Consider the following 13,724-nt stretch of genomic DNA (forward strand, 5'->3'; position numbering starts at 1 on the left):
TGTCGTTCTGCCTGTATTATAGCGGAACACAAAATGAATGAAAAGAGAACGTCTTTTGCGGAGGGCTATCCCTCGTTGCAATAACATTACTTTCAGCGTTCATCGCGTCGTCGAATCACTTCCATAACGATTAGTCCAACGCCGGCAACCACAGCTACTGTTCCCCAGAGAAAAAGACGCAACGTGTCTCCGGTGATGGGCGGAGCAGATATGACGTTCCCGGATCCGCCTGTTCCCTCTTCGTGCAAAGTAATCGACGGAGATACGGAACCGACTCCTTTTATTACCTTGCTTTCTTCGCCAATATTTTTTGTCGGCGGATTTTCCGTTTTTCCCTGTGTCGGTGGAATGCGGTCGCATGATGATGTGGAAGAGGATGTCGTGGATTCTTCCAAAGGAGGTTCTTCTGATTTTTTCGGCTCCACCGTTGACGGCACGGTCAGTACGGAAGAGTTCGGGCTTGACGTGGCTATAACAGATGACGAAGAGGCTGACGTTGAAGAAGACGCCGTTTTTTCAGAGGACGTCGGGGCCGCTGAAGACGTTGGCGCTTCTGACGATGCCGGAATCGCTGAAGAGGCCGGAGCCGCTGACGAGACCGGACTCGCTGAAGATGTTGGCGCTTCTGAAGACACCGGTGTGGCTGAGGATGCAGGAGCGGCTGACGAAGTCGGCATTATGGAAGATGTCGAATTTTCCGAAGAAACAGGTGTCGTAGAAGTTTCTGACGCTTCTGAAGAAGGGTCATATTCTTTTCCCATCGCCAACTTGACCACAAAGCGGTCCTCTTTCATAGGCAACGTGTCATCCACAGAGGCGCACCATTGGGCACTTTTTTGCACATCAGTGTCGCTGGAAAAGCCGGTCCACTTCGGAATGACCGAAAAATCCGGCCGTTTGACACTAATCGTATAAGTTCCATTTTTTGCCGTCTTAGGCACCGTAAAGGACAAAACATAACCGCTGTCATCCGCCAAAAGCGCTTCCCTTCTCATCGGTTTCGTTAATGTTTCCGGCAAGACAAGGTCAGCTGAAACCGCTTTCGCCGTCATTCCCGGTATGGCATAGCCTGCAATGGAATCAAAGCGATAGCTTCCCGGCTCAGTAATCGTTTTTGTTTTCTGTTTTTCAGTCACCACCGTAGCGATTCGCTTTTCCATTAACCGGGCTTCCGAAAACATGTCCACCGCTAAATTCCAATCCGTGAACGTTCCATGCATGCCCCTGTTTTTAACGGAAATTGAAGCGAGGGTTTCTGTCGCCTTACTCGGCATGTACGCTCGATCGGTCTCTGTCGTCTGCTTTAACCCGAGATAAACAAATACCTGATTCAAACGAGGCTTTACCGCCGCATAACGATTGTACGAAAGCACATGACCCGTAAATGTCCAGTCTTCTTTTGTTGTGCCGAACGTTTTATTCACTTCGGGGATCACCCTGTCATGAGCGGCGTATACGCTATTTCCTTCACTTAAATCCACTCCTTTCATAATAAAATGCGGCTGTCCGGTTCCCTCAACACAATAGAGGCGATTTTCATCTTTCCAATATGGTTTAGATGCTTCAAAGTCCTCCACATTGAGCGGAAGCGCATAAAGAAAGAACGGTTGCATCATCTTTCTCGTTCCCGTTTCTGTAGATGAGGACCGATGCGCGTCACGCAGATAATATTCGATGTTCAATTTCTCATTTTGGGGATGCATCATCACTGCATGATAGCTTTCTCCTGCAACCGGTATGGCCTTTACCTTTCCGCCCCAAAATCCCGTCAGAAACAAAATCACCATTCCGATCAGGAACCACCGCAAAGCGAATATCTTTCTTGTTTTCATTTGTTTTGAACCTCACTTTCTATTTGTTCGCAAGGCGAATCTCCTTTGCTAAACTCATTATGCAAGGTTCTTTTTTTCACTGTGTCCCCTTATTCGGGCTGCGTCGTTTTCTCTTTCCCGTGCCTATTTCATGTCGATTCACCGTATCCCGGTGCCTCTCTTTTCGCTTGAACGATTCAACGCTTAGGTGGATCTCCGGAAAAAGCGTTTTTCCTTTTCGTACACACTTTCCAACAAAAAACGGGCGGTATCGAACGATTTTCTCGTTCGATACCGCCCGTTCGGCTATGCGGGAAAAGGGACTCGAACCCCCACGTCAAGGACACCAGATCCTAAGTCTGGCGCGTCTGCCAATTCCGCCATTCCCGCCTATTATATTTTCCAAGTCATCATGCCTGTTATATTATCCAAGTCATCATTTAGGCACAAAAAAAGGGTGGGTGAAGGGATTCGAACCCTCGATCTCCAGAGCCACAATCTGGCGCCCTAACCAGCTAGGCCACACCCACCACAGTCACGGTTTTTTCATTATAATGGACGTTTTATCGTCTGTCAAACTGTGCGACGCGATAATGATCTATCGCCACTACGCGATAATCGTTCAACACTGCTATTCCCTAATTGTCCATCGCGCTGTTGCCCAATTGTCCATCCCGCTGTTGCCTAATTGTCCGCCACTGCTGCGCTATAATAAGCAAAGAGGAAAACCTGCGAAAGGAGAAATTATGCGATTTGATACAGATTATATTGAAGGCTGTCATCCGGCTATTTTGGAGCGCTTAAGCGAGACCAATTACTGCAAGCAACAAGGATACGGTCTGGATGAATACTGTGCCTCGGCAAGAAAGCGCATTCAAAACGCTTGCCAGGCGCCAAACAGCGACGTGCATTTTGTCACCGGCGGAACACAAGCGAATGCCACGGTCATCTCCCATTCCCTGCGACCCTATCAAGGCGTGTTGTGTGCCGTGACCGGTCATATTAATGGTCATGAAACCGGCGCTACGGAAGCGCGTGGACATAAGGTACTTCCCCTGTCGGAAAAAGATGCCAAAATTACTGCCGATCAGGTGGATGACTATCTTCGTCACTATCGAAGCATGGACTACCCTGAACATGAAATTGAACCGAAGATGGTCTATCTTTCCCAACCAACCGAACAGGGAACGCTCTACTCCTTAGCGGAGTTGGAAGCCTTCCGCGCAGTATGCGATCGGTATGGACTCTATCTTTTCATCGACGGGGCGCGTTTGGGTTACGCATTAGCGACACCGTCGAACGATGTCAAACTTCCTAATTTGGCTCGTCTTACGGATATCTTTTATATCGGCGGCACAAAGGTCGGTGCTATGTTCGGTGAAGCCATCGTGATTCAAAATGAGGAAATCAAGCCACAATTTCGTTATTCCATCAAGCAAAATGAAGGAATGTTGGCTAAAGGCCGCTATCTCGGCCTGCAATTTGATACGCTTTTCACAGATGATCTTTACACGACTATTGCCGCAAATGCCATCACGCTGGCAGATCATCTACGTGATGCTCTCAAAAACATGGGGGTAGCTTTCTTTTCCTCTTCACCGACCAATCAGGTTTTTCCTATCTTTACGCTTGCACAAGTGGAGACGCTTGAAAAGCTTCATGTCTTTGAGCGCTGGGCGGAGCTTCCGGAAGGGCGCTGTGCCATTCGATTCTGCACAAGCTGGGCGACGAAGAAAGCCGACCTGGATCAGCTGATTGCGGATATTCAGCACATTATAGAAACGGTGCAATAAGGCCGACAAAGGCGGCGCTCTTTTAACCACGCTACTATCGGTCGTTCTAACGGCGCACTATTTTGAAATCGCGCTGCCGGCAGCGGTTCCAGCGGTGCTCAGCTTTCCATAGCGTCGCCAATAGTTGGTCGAACTGCGCTTCATTTGGAACCGCGCCGCCATTGATGGTTCCAGCAGTGCTCCTTCTGGGGATGTCAGATCCTGGTAATAACACGAAATTTTTTCCTTTGTCAAGGGCGGCGTCAGAGACGGCGGCCCTGATAACATTTCGCTTTAAACATTCGTCAGGGGCGGCGGCCCTGATAAAACCATAATTTCGAACGTTGTCAGGCCTGGGGCAGCCCTGACAAATAGCAGAAATAGAACATCGTCAGGGTCGGCGGCCCTGTCAAGGACGTAATATGAAAGATCGTCAGGGGCCGATCTGCCCTGATAAATGACGGAAATGGAACATTGTCAGGGGCGACGTCCCTGTTAAGGACGTAATAATGAACGTTGTCAGGAGCCACTCATCCCTGAGAAATGACGAAAATGGAACATTGTCAGGGACGGCGACCCTGTTAAGGACGTAATATGAAAGATCGTCAGGGGTGCCACCCCTGATATAAACGTAATTTCGAACATCGTCAGGGGCCGATTTGTCCTGATAAATGACGGAAATGGAACACTGTCAGGGACGGCGACCCTGTTAAGGACGTAATATGAAAGATCGTCAGGGGTGCCACCCCTGATATAAACGTAATTTCGAACATCGTCAGGGGCCGATTTGCCCTGCGGAATGACAAAAAAGGAGCCGGCCTACGGCCGGCAGTTTGAAAACGCCGCCGAAGGCGGCTCCGCTTTGATATCTGCGCCGCCAACAATGAGTCGAGCGGCGCTCCGCTTGTCCGACCCTGGCTGCGACATTTTGTTTCTTCCAGCCGGGGCTCAAAATACCGTGGTTGACCCTGGCTGGCGCGCACGGATTAACGTAGCCAGGGTTCGTGTTAAAAAATTGACCCTGGCTACAGCATTTTGTTTCTTCTAGCCGGGGCTCAAAATACCGTGGTTGACCCTGGCTGGCGCGCACAGATTAACGTAGCCAGGGTTCGTGTTAAAAAACTGACCCTGGCTATGACATTTTGTTTCTTCCAGCCAGGGCTCAAAATACCGTGGTTGACCCTGGCTGGCGCGCGCGGATTTCCGTAGCCAGGGTTCATGCCAAAAAATTGACCCTGGCTATGACATTTTGTTTCTTCCAGCCAGGGCTCAAAATACCGTGGTTGACCCTGGCTGGCGCGCACAGATTTCCGTAGCCAGGGTTCGTGCCAAAAATTCGACCCTGGCTATGCCATCTTGTTTCGTCCAGCCAGGGTCGTGAACAATATTCGATCCAATACTGCGTTGCCCGCCGCGAGTTCAAGTGAAAAAATCGGGGGGGGGCAGAGATGGGTTAAGTTAATCAATGCATAAAAGAAAGCCGCTGGAATCTATGGATTCCAGCGGCTTTAACAATTCGTGCCATCGGGGATTCGAACCCCGGGCCTCCACTTCCGGAGAACGATTTGCGAAAATTACTAGGTTTTAAAATGTTAACAAAATGGGCATTTTACTAGCGTTGAGACAAGATGAGTATATTTGGTTTTACCAAAATAAAGCCTATTTTAGAACTGATTGAGGACAAATTGAGGACAAAAAAAGCGGAGAAGAGAGGGATTATTCCCCCTCTTCTTACAAGATTTTTAGTCACGCAATTTACTGCACACAAAAAAAGACCGCCACATTTTTGTGACGGCCTCTTCTCATCCCGATAGCGCGCTTCAACCAGCGTATCTTGCCGGTCTTTTTAATCGGTCGCGCATCGTCATGCGCTATAGATAGTATAGCACTACTTCTCCTCTACATCGTAGTTTGTCAGAACAATTTTATCGGACATATAGCTATCATGATAGCCCTTGAGTATTGTCCCTGCGCACGCGGTAATAGCGCCTAGGATAGTGAGCACAATCTCTGTATGTTCAAAGCCAGTCGCCTTACCCACCACACCAATGCAGGTAATCACGGCGGGAAGAATGATTTGCACAATCAACTTTAATGTGTCGTATGTTTTGTTTGTCATTTTACGGCCTCCTGCAAAAATTTGCCAATGTTAATAAGCACCTCTCGTCTGTCTTTGCCAGTCAAGACCTTGTCCGCTCCTTTAATCGTTGCCCCACCGACTTGGATGGTAAAAAATCCATTAAACGGATTGTCGCCCTTGATAAGTGTTGCTGTCTTGCAAAGACCGACAAGACCATTTAGCAAGGCGATGGCATTGGCATAGTCTCCGTCGTTTTTATAGCAAACCATTACGTTTTTGTCTTTTAACATGTTGTCCCCCCTGCTTTTTTCCGCTTGTCTCGGCCATCCGTTAAGGCCTGCCGACTTAATGACCGTCGGATAATCAACATACGCTATGTTAAGGTCGGATGTGTCGATACCGTCCCCATACTTGCCACCACTTGACGTGTATTGCCACAGCCCGCAAGGCATACTCGGTTCGGAAACACCCCAATGTGCTAGCCATAAGTCATATCGTTTAAGCTCAGGGCGCTTGGCGTACAAATTTTGTGCCCATGACTTTGACGCGTACCACATAGCGTAATATCCGTTACGCTCAATGGCTTGCAGTTGCATTACCAACATGTCGGCAATAACCTGCCATGACGGGTCGCCATTCTTGCTTCTCCAACCGTCGGCGTCTTCGGTATCGATAACTACGGGTAATGTCGGTTTAAGCCCTCGCAAGGCATTAAGATAACCGTAAATCTCTTGCCGTGCTTCGCTCATGGTAGTAGCGTAGGTATAGTGGTAAACTCCCCATGGCAAGCCCTGCTCTTTTACCTCTTTAACGTTTTGTTTGAAGCGCTCGTCGTAGTTATACCAACCATAACTTGCCCTGATCATCACCCCGCCAATGCCATCGGATTTAACCTTGCTCCAATTTATAGAGCCGTTGTGGTTTGATATGTCAATTACTTTCATTGTGTCCTCCTTTCGAGGCATAAAAATAGCGCGGTGGGTAATCACCACGCTTTTGACATACTAAAATCAATTACGTTATACCTTTTTTATCACCCCATTCTGCCGCACGTACACCGCTGACGGCTTTACAAGCTGTTGGCCTTGCTTAACCCATAGGCCACCGATACGTTTTGTGCCGACGAAAATGGCGGGAAATCGTGGCGGTGGGTTGTATGCGGCAAGGAGCTCTCTCTCTGTTGCATTATCAAGTGTCCATTTTGTATATGAATAAGTGCCGTATGGCTTGTTTTCGAAGAATACGATTTTTGTATACCTTTTCAAAGCACTGTCAAATTTCATATACAGCCTGTTAAAGTTCGGTACGGAATACTCTCCAAATTGAAGATCACAAATGCCCCCATCACCAAGGAAAATACAATCCTGTTTTTCACTATATTTCGCGTACTCTACTTTATTTGTGCCCGACTGAAAAACTCGCACCTTTGTTTGGTCGAACCATTCTGGGCGCGCCTCAATTGTCCCATTTGCGGCATTGCGATAAAAAACTCTATCAAACCCGCCATAGTTCTCGCCTGTCGTTGACTTGTAGCAATAAATGGACGTGCTTCCACTTCTCTCAAAATAGCCACGGTCTTCTGTATAGAATCGATCCTGCACGGGGGCTTCTACTTCGCCAAATGTCCCATCCGCCAGCAAAGGATAAACCGGATTTTCCCACTTTATGGCTATACTTGTTCTTTTTTCGATTACGAAACTAAGTTCCTTCAATCGCTCAAGCGTCATATACTCTGCCATCACACCACCCCCTACACCTTAAATCTGTGTTTTTCTTTATCTCAGCAACACACCAACGATATAGCCGATAATAGAGCTAACAAACGTCGTTATAACCGCAATTTTTGCTGTGTTATAGGTCTCTTTGTCCTCGGATAAAAGCTTTTCAAGCTTCGCATTGATCGCCGTTAATGTTTTATCCGTCGCTTGCCGCCACTGGTACTCGGCGCTGTAGTTGCGCTCCAAGTCGCGGATGCGCCCTTCATGCTCAGTGAGAACCGTGTCATGGCGCTGTACCCGTGCGCCCACTACTTCAAGAGTGGTTTTGTCTTGTTCCATCGCATCTTCCTTTCTTCCCCTAACGTAAAACCCCGCGCTAGGAAATGTCGCGGGGCATCGGTCAGGTCTTCACTTTTCACACCGCTGCGAAAGGGCAGCTCTAATTTTGCGGTTTGTTTTGAGCAAGATCCCAGGTAGGATACCCTGTCTCCGGACCATCATTCGTGTCGACAGTGGCGTAGTATCGTGCGCCCATATAGTCTACCTCGGTACCCTTTGGATACTTTACGCCCACTTTCGGCTCTGGTTGTTTGTCGTTACCAGCCCCAGTCCAGTAGTCAGCTCCATACTCACCTGTAGGTGCCATGGTCGTATGGTCGTATACCATATCTCGTTTTGCGCGGTACAGTACCTTGCCGCCCTGTTCGCGACAATAATCGCCTGCGTCAATACTCATACCATCCACTAACTCAGGGTACAGTCTTGCCACCTCGTCGGTCATGGTTGCCTTATCGTCGCCTGTCATCATTTTGGCTAACGCGTCCTGCGCAGCTTTTAACTTTGCTTCGGCTTTTACCTTGTCCGCTTCGGCCTTTTCCCTTGCTTCTTCCGCCACCACTCTTGCGCTCTTTGCATCATCAAGTGCTTTTTCTTCGGCTGTGCGCAAAGTGGATAACGCCTCAGCCAGCTTATCCAGCACGTCTTTTTGTACGTCATCGGCTGATACTGTTTTCGGCGCTGTTCCATCTCGCCATTTAAGAGTCATCGTCCCCGCCGCGGGAAAGTATTGCAAGTAGTCAATGTTGGTCAAAATATTGTCCATTGTTATCCTCCTTAAATCTTGAGATAGATTGTGCCGTCAGGGTCACTGCTTGTACTATCCGCCGTCGGGTCAGTAGTTACAATTTTGATTTTGTCTTGTTTGCCATCTACTTGTCCTCGCAAGGCCGATACGTCGGATGATGAGGCTTTGCTGTTTACGACACTTTGCAATGCCGATACGTCGCTAGCGTTGGCTTTTGCGTTTAGGTCGGATTTATCAGCTTTGTTATTGACGGTTGATTGTAGGGACGATAAAGCGGATGTCGTTGCGTAGTTAGACAAGGTGGATGTTTTGGCATAGTTGGATAGTGCCGACTTATCCGCTTTGGTAGATAGATCGGTCTTTGTCGCATATCCGCTAAGGTCCGGCTTTTGAATAGTCACGTCTCCAGTCTGCCCGTTAACGCTTGTGACCTTAATATCCGACTTGTCCGCTTTTGCGGATAGGTCAGCCTTGTCGGCTTTTGTAGACAGCTCGGTTTTGGTCGCATAGTCGGCTAGTGCCGATTTGGTCGCATACCCGCTAAGGTCCGGGGCAGGGATGGTGACATCGCCCGTCATGCCGTTAACGCTCTTGACCTTGCCAGCCTCGGCCAGGGCAGCATTAACCTTGCCAACACTCGGCACGGTGTACGGTGCGGACTCTGACGACATACCCGACACGCGTACGACGCCCGTCGCCAGTTCGGTGGCGTTTGGTATCACGCCTTGCATCGTCTTATCCCATCCAGCAAAGGTCGCCTTGCGCTTGTTCTCCGCGTCCACTCGTGCGCTCTCTTGGTTTTGGCGGGTCGTCTCGTTTTTTGCTCGTGCTCCCTCGGCCGATTGACGGCTGCTCTCAGCGCTTTGCCGTGTTGACTCGGCGCTTGCACGTGCCGACTCTTCTTTTTTGCGGGCGTCCTCGTTAACCTGTCTGGTTCGCTCATTTTGTTGCCGCATACTCTCGGCGTCATTGCGACTTGACTCGGCAGAAACACGCTCACTTTCTGCGTTTTTGCGTGACTGCTCCGCACTCTCGCGACTCGATTCCGTTTTCTTGCGGCTCTGTTCGGAACTTGCACGGCTTTGCTCTGCACTTTTTCGGTTAGACTCCGCACTCTCACGCCCACTCTCAGCGCTTTTGCGTGCACTCTCGGCCGACTCTCTCGCCGACTCTTTGGATGCACGACTCGCTTCGCCTTGCTCGATGGTTTTAAGGTCGTTTGCAGCACGATTTGCCGTGTCTCTTGCCTCAGTGGCGATTTTTGTACTCTCGTTGATAAGACCGCGTGCCTCGGTAGCAAGGGTAGTCACGATGCCGTAGTCGACGTACACCGAGTCGCCCTGTGCTGTACCTGTGTCAATGGCACGGCCAACGAGGATCGTTTTTGCGGTTGTGGATAACTTTTCGCGGCCGTCAATCGTCATCACAATCTGCACGGTTGCGTATCCGTCACTGCGCACGACCTCGGGCGGTACCGTGCATATCCACGTGTCCGCTTCGGGCTTGGCAATAGTTGCTACTTGGTAATAGGTTTTGCCCGTCTCGTCCTGCAATCCCCAGCATCTAACCTGGATGTTGTCCGACGGTTTGATTACCTTTCCGTCGCTGCCGACAAAGGTCACGATGTACCCGCGCCCTGATTCACCTGCGGTGGCGACGATGTCGGGGAGATAGGGTCGGTCGAGATAAATGGTTATGGCTTTATAGCCTGCACGGTTACTCATTGTGCACCCCCTTGCTTTGCAGCTCCGCCACACGTGCCGCCACAAGGTCATGCAGGTTGCCAACGTTTCCTATGGCGTCAAGTGTCAGACGCCCTGCAATAACTGACTTGGCCATTAAATCGACAATAATGCTCATTGCGCACCCCCTTTGGCGTTACTCATCATTACGGCGAGCTCCACAAGACCGCCCTGCAATGTTTTAACGTCGTCGCTGGTCTTGGCGAGGTCTGACGCCGTTTTGGCAAGGTTGCGGTCGTAGGTTTCGACTGTAAAAGCATCAATCTTTCGGCGGTCAAGCTCTAGGATCTCAACAAGCTTTTTCTCAGCCAGTTCCTCCTCAGTGATGCCGGAGGAGATAAAGTCGATATAATCCTGCCCCTGCACGACAATCTCCCCGCGTACCGTGCCAAGGTTATTTTTTGTCGTTTGGAAGCCTAACTTGACGCCAACAAACGTTGGTGCCTTGGCCGTCGGGTCGGTCATGTAAAACTTATCTACAATGTCTAATTGCATATTGTTCTCCTCTCATGTTGTCAGCCACTCGGCGACGTTGATGTAATTGCCTGTCTTCGGGTTTTTGACGTGCAATGCCTCGGCATAAACGTCGCTCTCGACATCAAGGCGGCTCATGACCTGCAAACGCCCAGGTATGCGGATAGTACTGCTGCCCTCGAGTTTGACGTAGTCGCCCCACGGCTTTAAGGACACACGGCCACCGTCTGAGGTGATAGTAAGGCCGTTATGCTCCAAGGAGTTGCGAGTGCCAAGACGGTTTGCTGCGATGGATCCCTGCACCTCAAAGGTGCTCGTCCCATAGTCAAAGACAAACGCACTACTACCGGTGTTCAAACTTGTTCCATAGCCAGCAAGAGTTGCGCTGCCGCTTGTTGGCAAGTAGCACGAGCCATTACTCACACCGCGACTGACCGTTCCTCTTGTGAGGTTGTCAGCGTTAAGATTGCGGACGTTAATGCTGTCGGCATCAATGGTTCCACCCGTGATTTTGTCGGCGGACAAGTCCCGGATTTTGGCCGTAGTAATGGCACCGTTGGCAATCTGCGCCGTGTCAATAACGCCGTTATCTATGTGCGTCTCGCCCGTGATTTGTACCTTTTTGCCTGCGATAACCACACCCTCTTGGCTCGCATTGATAGTCGTGATGATGTTGTTTGCGTCAGCTTTTTTGTCGACATCTTTTTTTAGGTCATCGATAAGTTGGATTTTTAATCCGTCATCAGGACTGTATCGGATGGCACCGTTTCCGATGCTAAAAATGCTGTTGTCCATGTCCCAGTAGTTGGAGCCTTTTTGGTCGGACAAGACGCCTGCGTTAACAAGATTAGCGCGTAGCGTTCCAGATTCGATTAGGTCAGCGATAAAACCAGCTCCAGTGCCAAATGTGCGAAAATTCCAGGTTCCGTCAGACTTTTTGCTGTCAGCAATGGCAAGGCGCCCCGCGCCCATGTAGATGACCTTCGTCGGATTCTTGTCGATTGGGCGGTCGAACGAGTAGTAGCCAGCCGGCAGCTTGTAAGGGTTCCCCGCTTTTAACTCGTAGTTGTAGCCATCGTCGTTTAGGAGCACCTTCTGCAGGCTGTCGGTGATTTTGTCCATCCGAGAAAGCGTCTCGTCCTGTTTTCTCGCCTCTTCGATGTCTGCTCTAATTCGTTGTTCGGCGCGACTCATGACCAACTTATCACCGAACGAGATTTCTTTTTTCTTATCTGAAAGAAAACTGCGGTCAATCTCAAAGATCCTCGTCTGATAGCGGATACCAATGTCGTCGCGAATTATCCACACCTTTTCGCCAAGGTGACGGATTTCGTTTTCATACACGTTCGCTTTCATTTCAACTTTCGGTCGGCATGAATTAAGAAGAACGTTATAGGTTGCCTTCAGCAGCTCCTCTCTATCCTCGATGTCCGGAAAGTCGACAAGGCCCAACCTCGGATGACCATCTGGAAAGCCCATAGCTTTCGTCGCCTGCGGAAACTCGACGTATCCTTGTCCGAGCGGCTTGTCTACAGGGTCTCCATTGCTCTTTTTCCATTCGATTTCTTTGAAGTTTATTTTTCGCCCGTACCCGCCAGTACTGTTCCCGTTCTCGTCGAATACTTCCTCGCCTTTTCCGCGCCCACATATTGCCGTGAAAATGGCGTCCTCGTTGGATTTTGCAACGATGGAAACAAGCTTATCACCGCATTCATACGCTACGCCGTTGTCCTCCGCAAAGGCTGGTGCGAGATCGACCTGCTGCGACATTATTTTTCCATCCGCAAAACGCATCCGCAGGCGGTATTCGCAGCCCCAAGCCGCAATCGCCTTGTTAAACGCCTCGACTTTTGTCAGATAGTAGATATTCGTTCCAGCTTTTTGCGTGACTGTATTGCTTCCAATTTCCCAGCCCGTTCCATCTAGAATTTTTAGCATAGTCGGTGCGATGGTCTGATTCTTTGGCCGTATGTCCTCAATGTATCCTCGCATAGCAAGGTCGTCGTAAAATTTGTGTATGCCATCAAGGCGAATAACCTTGCCATTTTTTTCGCGCTTGCGCACGCGGTACATCCAAAATATGGCATCATCATCAACGTCTCGCATTCCAAAATACGCACACTCGTCCAAGATAGGCGAATAGAACGCCTCAAACGTATGGCTCACGATGCCGCCAAGAGCCTGTTTCTGCCACGAGCTTATGTTTTGAGAGGGCATTATGATTCCGCCTTCGAGCAATTTCTGGTCGCTCCCGAAAAGGTAAACCTCCATCATAGCCTCCTCTCTCGGTATCGGATTTCCACGGTGCCGCTTTCGGTTTCGATTTCATCACCAGTATGGAGCATGAATCCGTATATGTTGCTCACAGCAAAGTCAACGTAGCGTGCGACAGACTCGCGGTTTTTGTAGATTTTTCCGCCACTAATCGTCACAACATCGCCATCATGCGTCCCGACGAGGATTCGGATTTTTCTTCCCGTCGTTTTATTTTGGACGGCGACGCTCTCTGCCTCACCTGGCCGCACTATGATTTCCTCGGCCATGACGGGGTATGCGATGCTCGGTATTGTGACAACCTTCGCCGGTTGTAGCCATGTCTGCGTCCAGTACTTATATGGGTCTGGGCAGACGAACGACAACGTTCCGACAACCGATAGTCTGCCAGGCTCTGGCGCACTGAATTCTTTTAGCACGCCGAAGTACTCCCAGCCTGGCTCATCGGCGAACATAATCGACGTAGGCGTCCGATATTTTGCAAGCTCAAGTGCCATTTCCGTATACGCTTTTCGGTAAAGGTCGTAGTTTTTTGCCCGTAAAAGATAATTCACAGCAATCTCCCGAGGCGGGAGGTGGTAATCCATTAAAGCTCCGCCATCTCTACCATCGATGTCATCGTTAACATCAAGCGTTGCTTGGTAGCCATCTCGCCCTTCCGTTCCCGTAGTGATGACCTCGGCGTAGCGCGTGAAGCTCGATAGCCTCATGCCATTAAGGATAAGTTCCTCGGAATTGCCTTTTATAATTGGTCTTGTAAAAAGCATTC

General features: G+C 49.6%; 12 protein-coding genes and 2 tRNA genes. 1 reads left to right on the forward strand and 13 read right to left on the reverse strand.

The window, feature by feature from the left end; all coding sequences use genetic code 11:
• Positions 1 to 92: 92 nt before the first annotated feature.
• From BN3910_RS04150 to BN3910_RS04160, 3 genes are all read right to left on the reverse strand, one after another.
• A complete protein-coding gene (locus BN3910_RS04150; RefSeq protein WP_066924645.1) occupies positions 93 to 1,832 on the reverse strand; it encodes a hypothetical protein in 1,740 nt (579 codons plus the stop codon).
• A 288-nt stretch (positions 1,833 to 2,120) separates the two neighbouring features.
• Positions 2,121 to 2,201: transfer RNA gene (locus BN3910_RS04155), tRNA-Leu, on the reverse strand.
• A 66-nt stretch (positions 2,202 to 2,267) separates the two neighbouring features.
• A tRNA-His gene (locus BN3910_RS04160) sits at positions 2,268 to 2,341 on the reverse strand.
• Between the two features lie 216 nt (positions 2,342 to 2,557).
• On the opposite strand from BN3910_RS04160, the gene BN3910_RS04165 reads away from it, so the two are divergent.
• Positions 2,558 to 3,604, forward strand: a complete 1,047-nt coding sequence (locus tag BN3910_RS04165; protein ID WP_075967989.1) for a threonine aldolase family protein — start codon at positions 2,558 to 2,560, stop codon at positions 3,602 to 3,604.
• A gap of 1,867 nt (positions 3,605 to 5,471) precedes the next feature.
• Here BN3910_RS04165 and BN3910_RS04175 read toward each other — a convergent pair.
• The 10 genes from BN3910_RS04175 to BN3910_RS04215 form a co-directional block, all read right to left on the reverse strand.
• Positions 5,472 to 5,702, reverse strand: coding sequence for a phage holin (locus tag BN3910_RS04175; RefSeq protein ID WP_066924649.1), 231 nt, complete (start codon positions 5,700 to 5,702; stop codon positions 5,472 to 5,474).
• Positions 5,699 to 6,607, reverse strand: coding sequence for a GH25 family lysozyme (locus BN3910_RS04180; protein ID WP_066924652.1), 909 nt, complete (start codon positions 6,605 to 6,607; stop codon positions 5,699 to 5,701). The genes BN3910_RS04175 and BN3910_RS04180 overlap by 4 nt, the downstream gene beginning before the upstream one ends.
• Positions 6,608 to 6,682: 75 nt before the next feature.
• A complete protein-coding gene (locus BN3910_RS04185; RefSeq protein ID WP_066924654.1) occupies positions 6,683 to 7,402 on the reverse strand; it encodes a hypothetical protein in 720 nt (239 codons plus the stop codon).
• A gap of 36 nt (positions 7,403 to 7,438) precedes the next feature.
• On the reverse strand, positions 7,439 to 7,720 hold the full coding sequence (locus tag BN3910_RS04190; protein WP_066924656.1) for a hypothetical protein: 282 nt from the start codon (positions 7,718 to 7,720) through the stop codon (positions 7,439 to 7,441).
• Positions 7,721 to 7,820: 100 nt separating this feature from the next.
• On the reverse strand, positions 7,821 to 8,483 hold the full coding sequence (locus BN3910_RS04195; RefSeq protein WP_066924658.1) for a hypothetical protein: 663 nt from the start codon (positions 8,481 to 8,483) through the stop codon (positions 7,821 to 7,823).
• A gap of 11 nt (positions 8,484 to 8,494) precedes the next feature.
• Positions 8,495 to 10,189, reverse strand: a complete 1,695-nt coding sequence (locus BN3910_RS04200) for a hypothetical protein (protein ID WP_066924660.1) — start codon at positions 10,187 to 10,189, stop codon at positions 8,495 to 8,497.
• Positions 10,182 to 10,325, reverse strand: a complete 144-nt coding sequence (locus tag BN3910_RS07750; protein WP_156469873.1) for a hypothetical protein — start codon at positions 10,323 to 10,325, stop codon at positions 10,182 to 10,184. Before BN3910_RS07750 ends, BN3910_RS04200 begins: the two co-directional genes overlap by 8 nt.
• Entirely contained in the window at positions 10,322 to 10,702 is a 381-nt protein-coding gene (locus BN3910_RS04205; RefSeq protein ID WP_066924661.1) for a hypothetical protein, read from the reverse strand. The genes BN3910_RS07750 and BN3910_RS04205 overlap by 4 nt, the downstream gene beginning before the upstream one ends.
• A gap of 12 nt (positions 10,703 to 10,714) precedes the next feature.
• Entirely contained in the window at positions 10,715 to 12,955 is a 2,241-nt protein-coding gene (locus tag BN3910_RS04210) for a phage tail spike protein (RefSeq protein ID WP_082790298.1), read from the reverse strand.
• Complete coding sequence (locus BN3910_RS04215) at positions 12,952 to 13,722, reverse strand: distal tail protein Dit (protein WP_066924665.1); 771 nt, start codon at positions 13,720 to 13,722, stop codon at positions 12,952 to 12,954. Before BN3910_RS04215 ends, BN3910_RS04210 begins: the two co-directional genes overlap by 4 nt.
• Between the last annotated feature and the right edge of the window lie 2 nt (positions 13,723 to 13,724).

It is taken from the genome of Murdochiella massiliensis, assembly GCF_900059565.1.
Lineage (GTDB): Bacteria > Bacillota > Clostridia > Tissierellales > Peptoniphilaceae > Murdochiella > Murdochiella massiliensis.